Here is a 20,596-nt window from a genome sequence, read left to right on the forward strand (position 1 = left end):
GGTAAGATGAAAAAACAAGAACTTTATAACAAGGTGATCGCTTATTTTCAAGAAGCGATGCCTGTTGCCGAAACCGAACTTCATTACAATAACCCATTCGAGTTATTGATAGCTGTTATCCTGAGTGCACAATGCACGGACAAACGGGTAAATATGATCACCCCTCCTCTTTACCGGGATTTCCCGACTCCTGAGGCATTGGCCGCTTCGACGCCGGAAGTGATTTATGAATACATACGGAGTGTAAGTTATCCCAACAACAAGGCAAAACACCTGGTGGGCATGGCGCAAATGCTGGTGAAAGATTTTCATAGCGAAGTACCGGGAACATTGGAAGAACTGGTCAAACTGCCGGGAGTGGGACGCAAGACAGCCAACGTCATCCAAAGTGTAGTATTCAATAAAGCGGCCATGGCGGTAGATACACATGTGTTCCGCGTGAGCCACCGCATCGGGCTGGTTCCTCAAACCTGCACCACACCGCTGGCTACCGAGAAATATCTGATGAAGTATATTCCGAAGGAGATTGTGCCCACCGCACATCATTGGCTTATTTTACACGGAAGATATGTTTGTGTGGCACGGACACCGAAATGTTCGGAATGCGGGTTGAACGGATTGTGCCGGTATTCGTTGAAGCCGGCTTTATAAACAAATTTTCATTCCATCGTATGCAAAATGCACATGCGGCGGCAATAACCGTTCAGCATCAGCATGTAATCCTATATGATGACTCATGTGAATAAAATAGGTTTCCCCGGCTCCTATTCTTTGTGCATTGTCCAAAGCCTCCTTCAAATTCTGGTGGGTATGGTGAGGCTGAGGACGCAATGCATTCATTACCAACACATCCAGTCCTTGCAGCAAATCATATTCAGCCCCAGGCATCGTCAACATATCGGTAATCCATGCCATCCGGCCGATACGGTATCCCAAAATGGGCAGTTTGCCGTGCATTACCCGAAGAGGTGTCACCTCTACTTTGTTTCCTTCGGGATTGCCGATAATAAAAGGAGAATCGGGAACAATTTCCTCTAATGTAATACGGGGAACTCCCGGATAAAGATGTTCGGCAAAACAATAAGGAATACGCTGGCGTAAACGCTCTGCCGTATATTGTTCGGCATAAACCGGCACATCGCGAAAACGACAGAAAGGACGCAAATCATCCAAGCCTCCTACATGGTCATAGTGTTCGTGAGTAATCAAAACGCCGTCCAACGGCTTGAAATCGTTCAACCGTATCATCTGTTCACGGAAATCGGGACCGCAATCTATTAGAATCCGGAGCCCTTCCGTTTCTACCAGTCCCGAACAACGCAAACGGTTGTCCCGGGGATCGCTGCTGGTGCATACCGGACATTTGCACCCTATTTCGGGTACTCCCGTAGACGTTCCGCTGCCTAGTATTGTAATCTTCATATCATACCTTATATAAAATTCACTTCGGGAGAGATAGCCACCCCGAACTTTTGAAGCACAGACTCCTGTATCCGTCTGGCAAGAGCAATCACTTCATCTCCCGTAGCGCCCCCACAGTTCACCAAGACCAATGCCTGTTTAGAATGAACACCCGCGCGTCCTATTTGTTTGCCTTTCCAGCCGCAACGGTCTATCATCCATGCAGCAGGAATCTTCACCCTATTGCCATCCACCTCATAATGTGGCATATCAGGATACTGTTGCTGTACTATTTCAAACTGCCTGCGTGGAACAATCGGATTCATAAAGAAACTTCCGGCATTTCCCTGCACCCGGGGATCGGGCAACTTGGCTTCACGCACGGCAATAATCACCTTCCTTACATTCTCCAATGCCACCTCACCTCCTCGCTTTTCCAATTCGCCACGCACATTTCCATACTCCAGATTAAAAACCGGCTGTTTACTTAAACGATAGGTGACGTAAGTCACTATATATTTACCTTTCAAATCTTTCTTGAAAATGCTTTCACGATAAGCATAACGGCATTCCTCTTTGGTAAAAATCCGTTTCCTGCCGGTTTCCACCTCGACGGTTTCCACACTTACAATCAAATCTTTTGCCTCAACACCATACGCACCGATATTCTGAACGGCAGAAGCACCCACTTCACCGGGAATCAATGACAGATTTTCAGCACCATACCAACTGTTTTTCACGGTATATGCCACAAAATCATCCCACACCTCACCGGCTCCTGCCCTTACCTCTATTTCCTGTTCGTTTTCAGCAACCACCTCATACCCCCGGATAGCCGAATGCAGGACAGTTCCCGCATAATCACCTTTAAAAAGCAGATTGCTTCCTCCGCCAATATGCAACCAGTTACCGGCCATCAGTTTTTTATCCGACAAGATGGATTGCAGCTCTGTCACCGATTCATATTCCACAAACAAAGATGCCTTCACATCCATACCAAATGTATTATGAGGCAACAGAGAGTAGTCTTTTATTTCCTTCATTTACAATCAAATCAATCGCTCAGATCCTCAAACTGCATCAGTTTCCACAAACCGTGGCGCCGTTCAAAATAGAGCGTATTATTAAATCCATTGCCAAAACCTTTCATTTCAATCACCTTCGTATTGGAATGCACATTCTCGTTCTGGCCATAGTTTACATTAGTCAGATTCTCACGAGGCAATACAGGCTGGAATGCGAACCATTGCCCGGCCTCCAAAGTCGTTTCCAATATCTGAAACTCGTCTTCGGGATCAGCGGTCACAAACTTCAACGGTTCGTGCAAACGAGACAACTGGAAAACAGAATCATTGGCAAAACGTTCATAAAACTCAAAGAAGTCCTCCTTACCGGTATCCTCTCTCGGCATATCCGCAAAATCTATGGCTTCCAGTTTCCACAGCCCCTTCAGCCGCTCAAAATAGTACCGCTTGATTTTTCCCTTCTTCAAGTAAATCCATTCTATCTTGACACTGGTTAGACCCGTATCTTTCTCCATTTCCATGTCTTCCGCCTTATCGAACAGAACTGTATAGGCATCCTGCCGGCTGAATAAAGGATCGTGTTTCCATTGCTCCTTTTCAATGTGCTCTTTCTTTTCCATTGTATAATACGGCAAAGGGAACACGATGCGTGACAATTGTAATTTTTCATCACTGGCAAAATTGTAGAAAAAGTCGGCAAAACTTTCGTCGGCCGTAGCGGGAACCATTGGTTCTTCCTCTACCACAGCCATCGCTTCTGTTGTGTCCGGGGTTGCAGTCAGCGAATCAATCTCCTCAGTAAGCGTCTCGAAGGGGTCCATTTTCTTTTTCCCACCTCCACAGGAGCTTATCAGCATAAGCAGACAAACTCCGATTATAAGTTTTCTCATTTTCTATATTTAGAAAAAATCGATGCAAAAATATCGTTTTTTTTAGTTTTCAGCAAAATATATGGGTTTAATTCGCTAACTTTGCGGTCATTAAAAAATAAAGAAGAAACTATGTTAGCTAAAATAGAACAATTACTTCAGGAAATTGAAGGCTTGCAAGCAGCCAATGCGGAAGAATTGGAAGCCTTGCGCATTAAATATCTTAGCAAAAAAGGAGCGATTAATGAGTTGATGGCAGACTTCCGCAACGTACCTGCCGAGCAGAAAAAAGAGGTGGGTATGAAACTGAACGAGCTGAAGAACAAGGCTCAGGAGCGTATCGCCTCATTGAAAGAAGCTTTCGAAACCCAAGATAACAGCGCAGCCGAAATGGATCTTACCCGTACGGCTTATCCCATCGAACTGGGAACACGTCACCCGCTGAGCATTGTAAAGAATGAAATCATTGATATATTCCATCGGCTGGGCTTCAGTATTGCCGACGGTCCCGAAATAGAAGACGACTTGCACGTATTCACTGCCATGAATTTTGCCGAAGACCATCCTGCACGTGATATGCAAGATACTTTCTTCATCGAAGCCAATCAGGAAGATGTGAAAAAGAACATCGTACTTCGCACTCACACCTCTTCCGTACAGGCAAGAGCTATGGAACATTCGCAACCTCCTATCCGCATCATCTGTCCGGGACGTGTATACCGCAATGAAGCGATCAGTTATCGTGCCCATGCATTCTTCCATCAAGTGGAAGCACTCTACATTGACAAGAATGTATCATTCACTGATTTGAAGCAGGTATTGCTGTTGTTTGCCAAAGAAATGTTCGGCGAAGATACTCAAATCCGTCTGCGTCCGTCCTATTTCCCGTTCACCGAACCAAGTGCCGAAATGGATATCAGTTGTAATATTTGCGGCGGAAAAGGTTGTCCGTTCTGTAAAGGCACAGGCTGGGTGGAAATTCTGGGATGTGGTATGGTGGATCCGAATGTATTGGAAGCCAACGGCATTGACAGCAAAGTTTACTCAGGCTATGCGCTAGGTATGGGTATTGAACGCATTACCAACTTGAAATATCGTGTAAACGACTTACGATTATTCTCTGAAAACGATACCCGCTTCCTGAAAGAATTCGAAGCAGCCAATTAATAATGTGTCAATGTGACCATGTGCTGATATGCCAATTGCCATGCGGAATAGAACGCGGTCAATTGGCATATTAACATATTGCCACATTAGCATATTGATACATTGACATATTAGCACATTATTGCTTATGAAGGACAAGCTGATTACCAAAAATTATATAGAAATACTGGCAGCCAATTTTCTATTATTCTTTGGATTCTGGTTACTGATGCCTGTATTGCCTTTCTATCTGGCAGAAGTTTTCGACGCCAACAAAACAACCATAGGGGCCGTACTTTCCTGTTACACCATTGCCGCCCTGTGCATACGCCCCTTTTCCGGCTATCTGTTAGATACATTTGCCCGCAAACCACTTTATCTGTTGGCTTATTTCACTTTTACCGCCATCTTCGGAGGATATCTCATTGCAGGAACACTAACCTTATTTATTTTATTCCGCATTATACACGGAGTATCATTCGGCATGGTGACAGTCAGCGGAAATACCATTGTCATTGATATCATGCCTTCTTCACGTCGTGGGGAAGGATTAGGATATTATGGGCTGGCAAACAATATAGCCATGTCCATCGGACCGATGACCGGACTCTTCCTACATGATGCAGGAGCAGACTATACGCTTATCTTCTGTTGCTCATTAGGTTCCTGCCTGATAGGATTTCTATGCGCCTCATTGGTAAAGACCACCTACAAACCTCCTGTAAAACGAGAACCGATATCATTGGACCGCTTTATTTTGCTTAAAGGAATACCGGCAGGTTTCAGTCTGTTATTACTATCCATCCCTTATGGCATGACCACCAATTACGTTGCAATGTATGCCAAGCAAATAGGTATCCAGTCATCCACCGGTTTCTTCTTCACCTTCATGGCGTTGGGAATGGCAGTTTCCCGTCTTTTCTCCGGACGCCTGGTAGACCGGGGAATGGTTACTCAAGTTATTGAAGCCGGCCTGTATCTGGTCTGCTTCTGTTTCTTCGGTTTGAGTTCATGCGGATGGCTGACAACATGGAGTCTGCAATGGACCACTTATTTTCTGTTCACCATAGCTCTTTTACTAGGTATTGGGTTTGGAACCATGTTCCCTGCCTATAACACGCTGTTTGTGAACTTGGCCCCCAACAACCAGCGTGGTACGGCAACCAGTACCTACTTGACTTCGTGGGATGTAGGTATAGGCGCCGGCATGTTATTGGGCGGATATATAGCAGAAATAGCCACCTTCAAGATGGCCTATCTATTCGGAGCCGCACTCACTGTTATTTCGTTATTTTATTTTAGAAGCAAAGTGGCTCCCCACTTCCACCGACATAAGTTGCGCTAATCCTTATATGTCAGTACCATGATATGGGAAAGCCGGTCGTTCACAACCGACAATTGGGTTGAAAGAATAAACGAATGGAATAAAGGAGCATTCTCCAACAGAAATGCCGGCAAATAAGGCTCGAAACGTTCCGGGTTGCGGGAAATCTTGTTCATGTCCGCCACAAGCATAAAGGCTGCATCACGTGAAAGATTGGCTACACATTCATTGAACAATGTCCTGCTATTTCTTTCGTAGGCCTCTTCCATATAATTTGCCATGGAATCTTTATCAGCAGAAATAATCAAACTATCTTCCCTTATATCCGGAATATTCTTCAATTTTTCGGCCATCTGGTTCACACAGCCGCATGAATCAGGCATAAAAGTATCTCCGGTGAGGTACACCACATCACTGTTCATGTGAAAGTCAAACTCACTCCAACAGCCACTGTTATCCTGCAAGAAAGGCATAGACGGTGTACGTCCGTATAAAGTCAGGAAGTTATGCGTTTTCTTTTTCTGCATCGCTTTGGCAAACACGGGATCATTACTCAATGCTTTCTCTTCATCCTCACGCGCATCAATCACTTTCTCTATCAAACTCTTCTGATAACTCACCACATAGAATCCCGCCTCGCTATAGACAGCTAGAAAATCATTATTGCCCAATGGATAGACTGCTATAGTTTTTCCTCTGTATTTCTCTTTTTTAGGTGAAAAACTTCCCGGAGTTCTCTCTAACAACATATCTCCCAATGTTTCCTTATCATCAGCCCCCATACGGAAATATACCACCTGGTCACGCGGAGTACCCGGAGAATGGAAACTGACCACCACCCGGCTCATCTTACTGCTCAGACCATGAGCAGTGTTAGTGGTATATTCGTTCAAACCTCCCAACACATAATTAAACAAACCGGGAAACTGGAAATTACCCAGTTCTTCAGAATAGTTCAATTGAGGAAATTCATTCAGAAAATAATTAATATTATCACTCTCCAACACACCGATGCAATCAGCCGGTACAAGTGAGAAGAGATTGATCTCACGACTCTTATCCGTCAGGCTTAACTTAGCAAAGCCGTAAAAGCCCACAGCCGTACAAAACAATACCACTGATAGCACCATACCCAACTTGGCAACTGTCCGCAATCTCATACCCTACCTATATTTATATTTTTTTTGCAAATATAGCAAATTATTTAAGGAAACAAACAAAAATCTTCAAAATTCCACCTTCTTTCTTATTATCCGTAAATGGTTCCGGTAGAAAATTCCAACGCTCCCCATTTAATCATAGCGTTAAATAACCTAACAAAAGAATAAGAGGATAGTTCTTCCGGCCGGATATCTTTTTCTTTTATAATTCCGTTGTCAATCAATGCTGTACGGCAAGTCCCTCTCAACAAAGGTAATTTAGGTGTGAACCAATCCTTACCATCAAACAAGGCAATATTAGCTATGGAAGTATCGGTCAGCAGTCCGCGTCTGACAATTAAAATATCATCCCGTTCTCCACGGCAGGCAAAAAGCCGGTTTAAAGCTTCCCTGTCTGTACTTTTATAAGTATAATCTATATCATCCGAATAAACCAACTGCAAAGAATGTACCGGACGCATCTGATAGGCTTCATAACTAATTTCTTTTATTCCACCTCCATCATAAATCACCCTACATTTCATTCCGTTCATCTCCGGTGTCAATTTCAGGTATTCACCTAATTCTATGCCGGCACAGTCCGGCCAGAAATGATGAAGGGTATTGTTCAGTCTTTCATTATGATAAGACAAATTACACGCTTTTCCTTGTTCTATCCGTATAGTTTCAATAAATGGGTACATAAATCTTCTGTATCATTTCATTATATTCACTTTGTAAATCACTCTTTGAAGTAATTCCTCCCCCCGCCTTATAATAAAGATTCTCTCCTTCCTGTTCTAAAAAACGGATCATCACCGCACTGTCTAAAGTCCTGCCGTCACAATAACCCATTATGCCCGTATAAAATCCACGCTCATAATTTTCCGCTTCTTCAATAATATCCATCGTCTTGGATTTGGGCGCTCCGGTTATGGAACCGGCTGGTAACAAACGAAATATAATATCTCCTATATGCGACGGGTAATCATCGGGCAAGACACCACATATTTCGGAGCTTGTCTGAAAGATAGGTCCCTTATTGGTTTCAAGCCGGTCACAATAACGATAGCGGACAACCCTGACCTGTTCCGCCACCATACTCAAATCATTACGAATCAGATCTACAATGGTAGCATGTTCGGCAGTTTCCTTAGGATCATCCATCAACAGTTTTTCCGCATTAGGCAAGGTAGCGTCAATCGTTCCTTTCATGGGGAAAGATTTTATCTCGCCATCTTCTATACGAACAAAAATTTCGGGTGAGAAACAGACCAGTTTATCTTTCAACCAAAGTCTATAAAGCGCTTTGGAGTACCGGAACACATCCTCCAAAGTAAGATTAGTACTGACAGGAACCTTGCAAGTCAAATTAGCGAGATAGCTGTTACCTGCCAGAATATTCCGTTTTACGATTTCAAAAGCCTGCCGGTAGTCTGTCAAAGACATTGGAACAAAGTTCCAGTCTATCTGCCCACTGTAACTTTCTGTTACAGTATCCACATTTTTCACTCCATTAAAGTTATAACGGCAACGGGTAGAATCAATCCGACTTATTTCCTCTATCAAGGAACACTGCTGTTTATAATCTATAATAAAAAGGAAAGGCTTCCGGCTACCCGCCAGCTCATTCATACGTTTTATAGCTTCCGGTCTTTTATATTGTTGCATTTTTAGCTGTTAAATTATCTTGTAACAATCATTTTTCAAGGGGAACAAAGTTAAGAATTTAAAGTAAACTGTTATCTTAACATAGAGAAATTCTTTCTTTTACTTGTTTTATTCAATAAGAGATGTAAAGTCAGAACAATAATGCCAGTGACGGTAAAAAATTATGCCGGGAACATCTGTAAAGACAATCCCCGGCTTTTTAATATACTTCAGGTATCCTTCCTTAAAGAGAAAGCTGATTTTCTGAAAAAGGACATACCTTTCCCTACAAAAGAAAAGAAAATCAAGTTTTAAATGAAATGCTAATCACTTAACATCATAATAAATTATCAATTTTCAAACTATTTTTTCAAGAACTTCTCGGCACGTCCCGGAGAAAATAATTCCCACAATGAAGCCACTGTCCATCCCGGAGCAAAAATATCATTATAATAGCCTTTACCATTCTTACCGTAGTCCCAGTTAGTATGCTGGACAACCTCCGGATAATATCCTGTTTTGGCAATACCACATCGATGCCCTTCATAGGGTAACAACTGACGCATTGATGTACTGATTACCTGAGAAAAATCCGAAAAACGCTTTTCATTATATTCTTTTGCCAACCAGTTCAATACGTCAGCGAAATCAAAGATAAAGACATCAATATGGTTATTTTCTACAGAAACATTTCCCCAGCCTCTAGTTTTCAACCCTAAATCACCCAACATCTGACCGGGGGCAAAAGGGACATCCCATGTATAGTACCATGACAATGCAAAATAAGCTGCCTTCCTCGCCAACCCAGCATAATGGGCTCGTTCAGCTCCTTTTGTAGCTAAAGCCAAATAGTAAGCGGCAGTTGACGCATACAAAGATGCCTCTTTATCCTCGCAATTAGCATCCAAAGTAGAAGAAAAATAATCGGACTTCGAAATCAATTCCTTTTCCAAATACTCCACCGTATGTTTTGCACTTGCCAAATACCGTTTATCCTTAAAATATTTATATCCCATAACCAATGGCAAAGTTGCCGAAGGGGTACTTCCCCCACTCTTGTCTACAATAGAAAAGTCATCTTTAAACTTACGAGGAAAACTACCGTCCTTATTTTGTAAACGCAGAAACATATCCAACATACTTTTTATACGCTTTTCCCACTCAGGATGTTTACGACCTTGCAGTCTTTCGTAATTCAAAAAATGAAGCAGGGCATATACCCCTTCAGACTGACGGCGGATACTATGAACAGACTCTACAAAATTACGCCTATAATGTACTACTTCATTAAAGAAACCCGTTTCCGAAAATCCATTCTGCAAATAAGAATCAAAAATTTTATAAGCATTCGTCACCAAATCCGTACGACGCTGCTGTTCTCCATATTCCAATGCATTAAAAGCATTCAACAAAGTACGTCCCACAAAACCCACTTCGGCAACATCCGTTTGGTCACAAGTAGCTGTACGCAATTCCACCCCCGAATAATAATGAGTAGGAGTATTTCCGACAAAACTTTCCACGAAGAAATTACTCATCACTTCCTTCATTTTCTCAGGAGAATAAGGTGTATTTACAATTTGAGGACAGTTTGTATCATAAGAATATTCCCAAATATGCTGCACACATTCTGAAAAATCAGCAATTTCCGACTCATGTAATTCCCAAGTCAGAGAAAGACTCTCACCTTTACGTAATAATTGATAGGCCTCAACCGAAGGAGCCAATGTCAATTTACGAATATAAGTTTTAGGAGCTTCCTTGTAAGGAAACCCAAAAGACAAAGAAGCGATACCCGAGAGGTTTTCAAATCCTGTATAACCTATAGAGGTTTTACCAGACAATATCACTTCCCCTTCCTTATGGGTAGTCAAAGCATCCGAAGCCATATTATCCAGCCGGATAACAGAATATGTTTTCCTATTCTTTTCATCAAAAATAGCAGTCAAGGGAGTACTTAAACGGTCTTCACGAACCAACCAGCTATCCGAGGTATGAAAAGACGGCGCTTCTTGAGGAGAACGCAAGTTACGACGATACCAAAATCCAGGCATATAAAACAAACAATCATCATGATGACAACCAGTCATTACCTGCTCACCAAAATTGAAATAAACATCATCCAATGCAGTCATAAAAATGACAATACGCTGGTTGCCGTCTTTTTCTTCAACATTCTGATAAATCACCACAGGTAATTTATCGGCCGCCACCCACTGATATTCAAAATTACTATTATCCAATTGCTGCAAAGTCAGCGGATACCGCTTCGCATCATTACCAGGCACTTTCAAAGCAATGGAAGCCGAAACATTTTCCGGTGTATAGTTCACAGCTTCCGCACAAGTCATTCCTGCCAGACACACCACACTACATACAAAGTTTTTCCAATTCATATTTTTATGTATTTATTAATTACAATACAGGTTTTTCCGATTTCAATGAGGGAGAATCCGTAGCTACCACAGGCCATCCGTCTTTCCAACTTATTTTATCCATCATCAAAACACGCCCTTCAGGATGCTTTGTGGCCACTGCATGATAAAATACCCAATCATTACCCACTTTATCAGTCACAATCTCCGAATTGTGTCCTGTTCCCACAAACGAACTATTCTTATGAATCAACACTTCATGTTGGTTATCCATCATTGTCCTCCCGTTCTTATCAACATAAGGTCCAAACAAATTTTCTGAACGAGCAACTACAGTAGTGTAAGTGCTATTCAATCCTTCACAGCAAGTCCCTATGGAAGCAAAAAAATAGTAAAAACCTTCTTTTTTATGAATATAAGTTCCTTCATAAGCTGTACCAGCCACCTGCCGAGGCTTCTTCCCTTGTTTTATTGAAAGACCGTCCTCACTTAATTCAATGCCATAAATGCCCCGAAAGCTGCCCCAAAACAAAAATTTCTTTCCGGCATCTTCTATATAGAAAGAGTCAATAGAATTCTGTACATTAATCTCGTTACTCCGAAACATCAGACCATGGTCTTTAAATGGCCCCGAAAGTTTGTCTGCCGTAGCGCAACCGATACCACAGGTCCACTCACCTCCCCATTTAGACATAGAATAATAAAGTACATACGTATCACCTATCTTATTGATATCCGGAGCCCATAAGCCTCCACCCGGTTCAAAATCAGGACGCGTTCGATCCGTGAATGCTGTACCTACCCATTCCCAATTAATCAAATCCTTGGAACGATGGATCGGCAAATTACGAATATCTTCGGTTGCATACAAATAATAATAACCATCACCACCTTCTATAATAGTAGGATCGGGCAGACTATAATCTATCACCGGATTCCAGTAATAGCTGGTTTTATCACCATCAGGTATTTCTTCTTGCGCAGACGATGATGAGCAAGACACCAAACAAAAGCAGATAGACAGGATCAAATTTTTTCTCATTGCAGTAATTTAGGAGTTATATATTCTTTACTGATTCTCATACGGTCTGTTCCATTCACATTCTCAAAATTTACCGTACCAATATACATAGCACGCGGATGAATATTACTTTTATCTTTGTGGGCATGGAATACAATACGAAGTTTTCCCTCTTTATCAGTGAACATGGCGCTATGCCCTACACCTACCAACCCACCAGGATTTTGCAATAATGGATTTTCGTCGTATTTAGCCCATTCCCCCATTATATCGGTAGCTGTAGCACAACCTACACCATAGAATGGACTTTCATAACTATTCGCAGAATAAGTCATATAATAAATTCCATTGTGTTTGAGAATATAAGAACCTTCATTGACTCGAGGCCACACTTCCTCCCAAGCCTGTGAAACATGAATACAAGGACGCATCGTTTCTTTCTTAAGGGTTATCAAATCTTTTTCCAACTCGGCTATCCATACATTATTCCCATCATTAAAACGGACAAATGACAAATAAGGAGTACCGTCATCATCCATGAAAAAAGAATTATCAATACATTTCTCCTCAACAATCATAGGTTCTTGCTTATTTTGTATAAATGGTCCTACAGGGGAATCTGCCACTGCTACACAAATATGCTCATCTGCCGAATAATACATATAAAATTTACCATTCACTTCATATACTTCCGGTGCCCAAAACCAACGGTCTGCCCATGAATCCTTCTTATTCAAAGCCAGCCCTTTATATTTCCACGTTTTTAAATTATCCGAGATATAAACCTCTATTCCTTCATCCGAGTGAGTACCATAAGCATAATAAGTCCCATTGTGCAACAATATAAACGGGTCACCCAGTGGAACAGGTATTTCCAGCTCTTCCACAATTATTTCATTCACATTCTTATATTCTGAGGAACATGACTGACAAGAAGTCAATGTCCCCAACATCAATAACCAAATAAAAATCATTTTTTTTTTCATAATACTAGTCAGTTTCCTATATGATAATACAATATTCCTTTATATACCGGAGAATAATTTCCAGAACAAAATCCTACACAAGAAGCAGGATAATGAATATCCAATCTCCCTAATTCTCTTCCGTCAACAAAAAGATAGAGCTTATTTCCCCTTCTCACCGCACGGAAATTATAAGATTCCTTTAATTGTTCTTGAATTCCCAACTTATAAATATGCCGTTCCAAATCCTGAGCGTCTTTATTAATAAAACGAATACCTTCCGTTTTTATCGGAGTAAAAGACAAACGATTATAAGCCAGATGCTCTGCCACCGTCGCCCCGCTGTTATTCAATGGATACCATTTTCCCTCATTCAAATATTCTATTGTAAATTTACTAAACATATCGTCTACAAACTCCGCCTTATTCCCTACTTCATGACGGTTCAGGTAAAGGGCATTTATCCATGAAGGCGATATAAAACGATAACATTTTTCGACAAAATCAGTATACTTCACATCAGGATAAACCATTTGTAAATGTTCCAACGGATATTTTTTATCAAGTATCTGTTGTCCTTGTTTTACAACTACCACTTCCAGCATACGCGTGATACCATTAAATTGAGCTTTTACATAGTTATCTTTATCCACATAAACCGGATAGCTTCCTGACATCTTACAATCGGACAAACCTGAAAGTTGAAAACTAAATTCATAATGATCAAGAAAATCACCTTTCAATATTTCTGAATGTTCTTTTAACTGTATCCGGTCATCATCAAATCCGATAGTATAAGTCACCCCTTCGAACAAAGCTTTTTTAGTCCGATCAAACACTCCGGGAACACCGGGTTCCGTCACAGGAATAATCTTTGTAAACAGATGTTTTTGAGGAGATGGTATTTCATCCAACCATACTTTTAAACAATCCTGATTACGTTCAATACGTAAATGATGATAAACACCCCAACGAAAATCTTTAGGCAAAGTGAAATATTCCTCCTTTTCTTTACCATTAATAATGGTACGCAAATACCAATTGTGGTTCTTTGTATCGAAACCGATATAAGCATTATTATCCACATCTTTCCACCACGCAATGATACCAGCATCTCCATCTGTTTTGACTGCTGTTTCAAACATATAAGTTGTAGAAGGTTTCACTTGTTGCAGCACTCCAAAAGAAGGTGTTTCCCCTTTCATTGAAAAAGTGGGCAAAGAAGGTTCCGGATGATAGCCATCTGTACAAGGACCGGTTATTCCTTCAACAAATAATGTTTTATTAAAGAAATGAACACGGTTAATATACTGCCCCCTACACTCATTATTTTTATTAGCCATATATATAAGCCACCATTCAAATCCATTGGGCCCCCTTAAAATATTAGGTTGTCCCGGGGTCATCAAAATATCATCTGCTGTTTCACTCCTCATATCAAACAAAGAAACATCAAAAAATTGGGCACGCCCTTTATTTGTTTCTACAGCAAGCAAGTTCTCTCCTTTTTTCAGAAGCTCTCGTTGCTTTTCATCAAGGTTTACCATACAATAATCCCGTCCCTGTTTTTCGTAAATCAATGTTCCATTCAAATATATTTTTGTATCTCCGTCATGAGCAACCCTGAGTGCTAAATTTCCCACCTGTTTGCCAACAAAAAAAGATTTACGTAACCACAATGAAGGAGATGTCCACCAAGTACCTAAATGACGAGTGGTAGATCCTTTTATCTCTTTAGATGAGAATCCACATTCTCCTTTCTTCCAATCGGAAGCCTGATATACCGGAAGCATCCAACCGACTCCAGGATTATTTTCTGTATAATCAAACAATGGCTCATAAGTGATGCCATATCGTAAAAGATCCACATAATTCTCTTCCAGTAGAATTTGATTAGAATTTACTACCGGATAGCTATATTTATTCCCATTTTGAAAACTTAAAGGTGAGTCTGCCTCCGCAACCCCCAATTGATAATTCCCCCACTCAGTAGAGGTATGATTGGCATTATACATCAAATAGTATCGGTCTCTGTATTTCATCACCCAAGGTCCCTCTGCCACTCTGTTATCCATGGTCTCCCATGTATCCGGCAATGATGCAAACAAGCACACTGGTTCTCCGGCAAATTCCGCCGGATTCTTCATTTTACGTCCCCAAATAGTATTTCCATCAGTAAAACGCACCATATACATATATAATTGTCCGTCATCATCTTTAAAAACCTTAGGATCAATGCGATTATCCATCCAAGTTTTTTTATCAGGCTCTATATAGGGCCCCAACACATTTTTACTTTGAGCATGTACAATGTGAACAGCATGCTTATCCTTACCCCAATAATTGACAGACCAATATAAGTGAAAATCACCATTCAAACAAAACATATCATTGGCGTGAATCTGCTCATTACCGGCACCACTTCCTTTACTCCAGCCATTATCCATAGTCACGACATGAACAGGTTTACCCCAATGAACCAAGTCGTCGGAAACATAAAAATCCCCATTGGTAAATACTCCACCTATATAATACTTACCATTATATTTCATCACACCGGCATCCGCTACTCCGGGAAGCACCGGATTCTGTATGTTTTGCGCGAATAAAGTACCGCAACAAGCAAAAGCACAGAAGATCAGTATTTTTTTGCAGACAAGCATAAATGATACTAGTTAAATAAAGACTATGCCGGAAGTATTATAAAAAGAAAAAACACTCCGACACAGTCTTTCTTTTTTATTAATAATTAGGATTCTGAGTTAGTTGAGGAACATCATCAATCTTACTGATTTCAACTTCCGATGTAGGGATAGGCATACGTTTGTGTTTGCCAATCACAAAATTGTTGAAGTCCTTGTCACGAGCTTTCAGCTCGTCAATACCAGCCTGTGAATCAAGCAATCCCCAGCGCTTCAAATCCGCCCAACGCCAGCCTTCGAAACAAAGTTCCAAAGCACGTTCCATCTGAAGACGTTTGATAAAGACCTCCTTTGAACTTAAACAATCCTTCCACCGACTATCTTTCAGTTTGGATAACCCTGCACGTTCTCTTACCTTATCAACATAAACAGCCGCATCAGAAGCCGAAGTTCCAGTTTCAACCAAACACTCCGCATAACTCAATAAAACATCAGCATACCGCATAATACGATAATTATTACGTGCGAAATAGTCTTCACGTTCACGATAGTAAGAAGTATTGTATTTGCGAATATAACAATCCTCTGTGTCCTGTCCCCACTCATCAAACCATTGTGACGCATCTTCATTGGCATAGTATTTTTTTGACTGATCAGGAAAATCATCTCCAAAATGTTTATAAAGAATACTATTGTATAAACGCAAGTCATTTCTGCCATCAACCCTTCTCTCTTTCAAGAACTCATCTACTAGCCAACGACGCGCTTTACCATCGCCCCAACCCGTACCATGAGTGCCACCGGGTGCATAAAACTGAGTACGCTGGAAACCAAAGGCCATACTGGCATCATTGCCTGTGCCCCCCTTATTTTGATCATCAAACTGAATTTCAAATATTCCCTCCTGATTATTTTCATTCAAATCGGTAAAATTGTCTTCACGGTTATCAAGCAAACCATACAAAGAGCCTTCCCTATCAATCAGCCATTGCAACTGTTCTTTGGCCCTATCATATTTATGTTGTTGCATATAAGCCTTGCCCAACAAAGCTTTAGCAGCACCTTTTGTCGCTCTGCCTAAATCTGCCGCATCCCATGCCTCCGGCAAATTCTCCATTGCAAACGTAAGGTCTTTTTCTATCTGATCCCAAATTTCCTGTTCTGAAGCGTCCTTAGGTATGTAATCAGCATTTTGAGGTTCAAGAACTAATGTCCCTTTCTCCCACAAAAGATTTATCTGAAAATACCACAGAGCACGCAAAAAGGAAGCCTGTGCTAAAAGTTGGTTCTTTTGAACCTCATCCATTTCAATCGCAGGCACATTAGCCAAAACCTGATTACAACGAAAGATCCCTACATAAAAATGCTCCCAATGTACCTTATTACCCTCATAGAAATCATAATTATTATAAAGAAAACGCGTCCAGTCACCTAATTCTATCCAAGGAGACGAACTCCATCCTTCATCTGATGACAGATCGTAACGAAAAGACAACCAACGCATCCAAGTCCCTTCTTTATATAAGAAACTGTAACAAGCATTTACTCCAGCTTTTGCATCATCCGCCGATTTCCAAAAAGTAGTATTGGTTACTTCATTCGGATTTTCTATATCCAATAAACTTGAGCTGCATCCGGTAGCACACAAAGCCAAGACACCAGCAAATAAAAATCTATATATTTTCTTCATATCAGTATACTAATTTATAAGTTAAAAGGTCAAATCCAAGCCAAACATAACAGAACGAGTATTAGGATATGAAAAACTATCCGTTCCACTATTCCAAATATTAGTGTTTATAAAATCAGGATCAAGCCCGGAATAGCCTGTAAAAGTGAGCAGATTACTACCGGTAGCATATAAACGAAGTTTGTCAATACCCAAATTCTTCAACCATTCCTTTTTAAGATTGTATCCGATAGAAATATTTTTCAGTCTGAAATAAGAACCGTTTTCAAGGAAACGATCCGCATCCCATGAATTACGTTGGTCACCATAAATTATACGTGGCGTATCAGAATTCTGATTTACCTGATAAGGTTCTTCTCCCTTCTTGAAGCGAAGATAATTGGAATTGTCCGAGAACAAACGTCCTTGCCATTTGGATACATTATAAATTTTATTACCAAATTGCCCATTCCACATCATACTGAAATCAAAGTCTTTCCATTCAGCATTCAAGACCAATGACATTTGCATCTTTGCCCACGGACTTCCGCAAAATTGACGGTCATCCGCCGTAATCTGTCCATTATTATCCGTATCAATATATTTCACATCACCTAATTGCGGACGTTTCCCGGAAATCATAATAGGTTCGCCATCAGGAGTTACATAATTATCTATTTGTTCTTGTGTTTTAAAAATCCCATCGGTTTTATACAAAAAAAATTCTGCCAACGGACCATTCAACCTCGTTCTTGCCTGACCTGAATCAATAAAAGGTTTTTCATATCCTAAACTTAATACTTTATTACTCAAAGTTGTAATATTCAACAATGCACCATATTTGAAATCTGAAACTTGATCTTTCCACCCCAAGCTCAATTCAAATCCACGATTGCGCAAACTAGCCGCATTTGCTTTAGGTGCCCCTTCTTGATTACCGGTAGAGATGGCAATAGGCATTTCCGTCAAAACATCCTTAGTCTTTGAATGATAATACTCGGCACTGAAAGTCAAACGTGAATTGAGAAAACTAGCGTCAAAACCAATATTTACGGTTTCTTTGGTTTCCCAAACAAGATTGGTATTCACTAATTTTACTTGAGTGGCTCCAGGTACAATAGCTCCACCAAATACCGTCACAATGCTTTGATTAATAGTACCAACATAATCCCAATCACCGATAGAAGCATTACCCAAACGCCCCCAATTTCCCCTGATCTTCAAATCATCAATCCAAGGTACCTTAAAGAAACTTTCCTTAGAAATTCTCCAGGCAGCAGAAACAGAAGGAAAATTACCCCAGCGATTTTCCTTAGCTAAACGAGAAGTACCATCCCGACGGAAAGTAGCTGTCAGATAATATTTGTCATCATAAATATAATTAACACGTCCCAAATAAGAGATCATGGCATTCTCACTAATACTATTAGTATTCTGTTGGTTACTTTGTCCAGCATTTAACACTGTCAGATAATCACCATTACCTAACATAGGAAAATTAAGACGGGAAGCCCATAACCCCTCCCACTCATGATGTTGGTAAGTAGTACCTAATACTGCATCGACATGATGTTTTCCAAAATCCTTGTTAAAATTCAACGTGTGCTCAATCAGCATATTATAAGTATTATCACGTGCTTTCTGGCTCTCCGGATCACGATGTTCCTGATTTTGTTGCCAATTACCTTCACCACGAAACCATGAATTTTCATAGAAATACAAGTCAACGCCCCCATTGAACTTATAAGAAAGAAACTCGAAAGGTTTGAACTCCAACCACAATGAACCATTCAGACGATTTTGTCTCATATGGCGTTTTTCCAAATTTTCACGTGCAATGGGATTTACACCGAAAGTATTATATTTAGCCGCATCTCCATATCCATAACCACCTGGATTATTCTCATCATAAACCGGAATAGTAGGCATCATACGTAAAAAGTCATTATAAGTATTTGTCTGGTTCGGATCTGTATTAGTTAATGAGTAGGCCAAGTTCTCACCGAATGAAAACCAACCTTTTTTCCCCTGTGTGTTAACACGGAAACTATAACGATCAAACGTATTTCCATAAGATACACCATCATTATTATAGTAACCAGCTGAAACAAAATAACTACCCGAATCTCCACCACCGGATAAAGATACATTATAATCCTGTACCAAAGCTGTCTTCAATACCTCATCCTGCCAATTGGTATCATATTCGGAATGCTTCTGAGTTGTTGTTATGGAGGCTATACCATCTTTTATCGCTTCTTTATAAGCTATATCATTATATTTAATGTACTCTGCCGCATTCATCAAATCAAACTTCGGACTCCACTCCAATGTTTCTTTCACACTCACATTCACCTTCATAGGACCACTCACCCCTTTCTTAGTAGTAACAATAATCACCCCATTAGCAGCACGAGAACCATATATAGCGGCAGCGGAAGCATCTTTCAAGATCTGAATAGATTCAACGTCAGCCGGATTAAAGTCAACTCCCGGATCAGTTATCATCCCATCGACCACCCACAACGGAGCATTATTACTTAATGAACCCACACCACGAATTTGAATAGAAGCATCCTCACCTGCTCTACCACTACTACGAACGTTTACACCTGTAGCAAGCCCCTGCATCTGACTGACAAGTGTTCCAGCTGAGCTTTTTTTCATCTCTTTGGTATCAACTACTGCTACTGCACCCGTCAGATCAGATTTCTTCACAGTCTGATAACCAATTATAACCACCTCTTCCAAAGCCTTGGAATCATCCTTCATTATCACGTGCAAAGGTTTTCCCTTGTAAACAATCTCTTGGAGGGTCATCCCTATATATGAGAAAACCAATGTTTGTCCATTTTCTCCAGTAAGAGTAAACTTACCATCCAAATCAGTAGTAGTACCGGTAGAAGTACCCTTAATAACCACATTCACACCAATTAAAGGCAAGTTGTCTGTGTCTACTACGGTTCCGGTCATTGTTACGTTCTGCGCATAAGCAGTCATCGTAAAAATAGTCAGAAAGAAGACTAATAATTTTTTAATCATTTTTTATAGAATTAGATTTGTAAAATTGTGCGGAGATTTCAGTTCCGCTTTTTAATTAATCACAAGTATGTTCATAAATATACATACAACAGATAGAATTTAAAGGTCACATTCTTGTTATGTCATAGGCATTTCTTTTTTCACAGTATTACATGAATCATATTCTCAACTTTTTGTGATGCAAATGTATTCCAAACTCCCCGAATGTGCTAGAACTATTCAACCAATTAATAGAATAATACATTCAAAAAGGAGGTGTGTCGTAATGCACGATGCACCTCTTTTTTTGTTCATCACTATACAAATCTGTTCACTTTCTTTAAGCTGC

At 40.5% G+C, this 20,596-nt stretch carries 15 protein-coding genes; 3 read left to right on the forward strand and 12 right to left on the reverse strand.

Features of this window, described 5'->3' with window-relative positions; genetic code table 11:
• Positions 1 to 6 precede the first annotated feature (6 nt).
• Positions 7 to 651, forward strand: coding sequence for an endonuclease III (gene nth, locus AB5062_RS06255; protein WP_005846047.1), 645 nt, complete (start codon positions 7 to 9; stop codon positions 649 to 651).
• Here nth and AB5062_RS06260 read toward each other — a convergent pair.
• From AB5062_RS06260 to AB5062_RS06270, 3 genes are read right to left on the reverse strand one after another with little or no spacing between them, the layout of a single operon-like run.
• A complete protein-coding gene (locus AB5062_RS06260) occupies positions 646 to 1,422 on the reverse strand; it encodes an MBL fold metallo-hydrolase (RefSeq protein WP_005846045.1) in 777 nt (258 codons plus the stop codon). The genes nth and AB5062_RS06260 overlap by 6 nt on opposite strands.
• Positions 1,423 to 1,430: 8 nt before the next feature.
• Entirely contained in the window at positions 1,431 to 2,444 is a 1,014-nt protein-coding gene (gene murB / locus AB5062_RS06265) for a UDP-N-acetylmuramate dehydrogenase (RefSeq protein ID WP_032945913.1), read from the reverse strand.
• A gap of 11 nt (positions 2,445 to 2,455) precedes the next feature.
• On the reverse strand, positions 2,456 to 3,316 hold the full coding sequence (locus AB5062_RS06270; RefSeq protein ID WP_032945916.1) for a DUF4348 domain-containing protein: 861 nt from the start codon (positions 3,314 to 3,316) through the stop codon (positions 2,456 to 2,458).
• Positions 3,317 to 3,427: 111 nt separating this feature from the next.
• Here AB5062_RS06270 and pheS point away from each other — a divergent pair, with 111 nt between their 5' ends.
• Together pheS and AB5062_RS06280 are read left to right on the forward strand one after the other, a co-directional pair.
• Entirely contained in the window at positions 3,428 to 4,462 is a 1,035-nt protein-coding gene (pheS, locus tag AB5062_RS06275) for a phenylalanine--tRNA ligase subunit alpha (protein WP_005846037.1), read from the forward strand.
• 127 nt (positions 4,463 to 4,589) lie between these two features.
• Positions 4,590 to 5,786 (forward strand): MFS transporter, encoded by a 1,197-nt coding sequence (locus AB5062_RS06280; protein WP_005846035.1) that lies wholly within the window; start codon positions 4,590 to 4,592, stop codon positions 5,784 to 5,786.
• On the opposite strand, the gene AB5062_RS06285 is transcribed toward AB5062_RS06280, so the two are convergent.
• The 9 genes from AB5062_RS06285 to AB5062_RS06325 form a co-directional block, all read right to left on the reverse strand.
• Positions 5,783 to 6,925, reverse strand: a complete 1,143-nt coding sequence (locus AB5062_RS06285) for a hypothetical protein (RefSeq protein WP_005846032.1) — start codon at positions 6,923 to 6,925, stop codon at positions 5,783 to 5,785. The genes AB5062_RS06280 and AB5062_RS06285 overlap by 4 nt on opposite strands.
• Before the next feature lie 89 nt (positions 6,926 to 7,014).
• The gene (locus AB5062_RS06290) at positions 7,015 to 7,608 is read right to left on the reverse strand and encodes an aminotransferase class IV family protein (protein ID WP_008668411.1); all 594 of its coding nucleotides are present in this window, start codon (positions 7,606 to 7,608) and stop codon (positions 7,015 to 7,017) included.
• Positions 7,592 to 8,575: an aminodeoxychorismate synthase component I gene (locus AB5062_RS06295; protein ID WP_117693958.1), complete on the reverse strand. Its 984-nt coding sequence runs from the start codon at positions 8,573 to 8,575 to the stop codon at positions 7,592 to 7,594. Before AB5062_RS06295 ends, AB5062_RS06290 begins: the two co-directional genes overlap by 17 nt.
• 341 nt (positions 8,576 to 8,916) lie before the next feature.
• A complete protein-coding gene (locus tag AB5062_RS06300; protein ID WP_005846023.1) occupies positions 8,917 to 10,950 on the reverse strand; it encodes a hypothetical protein in 2,034 nt (677 codons plus the stop codon).
• A 19-nt stretch (positions 10,951 to 10,969) separates the two neighbouring features.
• Positions 10,970 to 11,971 carry a family 43 glycosylhydrolase gene (locus AB5062_RS06305; RefSeq protein ID WP_117814953.1) on the reverse strand — a complete coding sequence of 334 codons (1,002 nt, stop codon included), beginning with the start codon at positions 11,969 to 11,971 and terminating at the stop codon, positions 10,970 to 10,972.
• Positions 11,968 to 12,936, reverse strand: a complete 969-nt coding sequence (locus AB5062_RS06310; RefSeq protein WP_011965527.1) for a glycoside hydrolase family 43 protein — start codon at positions 12,934 to 12,936, stop codon at positions 11,968 to 11,970. Before AB5062_RS06310 ends, AB5062_RS06305 begins: the two co-directional genes overlap by 4 nt.
• 8 nt (positions 12,937 to 12,944) lie before the next feature.
• Positions 12,945 to 15,578: a family 43 glycosylhydrolase gene (locus AB5062_RS06315; protein ID WP_005839129.1), complete on the reverse strand. Its 2,634-nt coding sequence runs from the start codon at positions 15,576 to 15,578 to the stop codon at positions 12,945 to 12,947.
• A 79-nt stretch (positions 15,579 to 15,657) separates the two neighbouring features.
• Positions 15,658 to 17,247, reverse strand: a complete 1,590-nt coding sequence (locus tag AB5062_RS06320) for a RagB/SusD family nutrient uptake outer membrane protein (protein WP_005839127.1) — start codon at positions 17,245 to 17,247, stop codon at positions 15,658 to 15,660.
• A gap of 21 nt (positions 17,248 to 17,268) precedes the next feature.
• The gene (locus AB5062_RS06325; protein WP_005839124.1) at positions 17,269 to 20,268 is read right to left on the reverse strand and encodes a TonB-dependent receptor; all 3,000 of its coding nucleotides are present in this window, start codon (positions 20,266 to 20,268) and stop codon (positions 17,269 to 17,271) included.
• Between the last annotated feature and the right edge of the window lie 328 nt (positions 20,269 to 20,596).

Origin of the sequence: Phocaeicola sp. RTP21359st1_B8_RTP21360_211022 (genome assembly GCF_040911965.1) — a bacterium.
Classification (GTDB): domain Bacteria; phylum Bacteroidota; class Bacteroidia; order Bacteroidales; family Bacteroidaceae; genus Phocaeicola; species Phocaeicola vulgatus.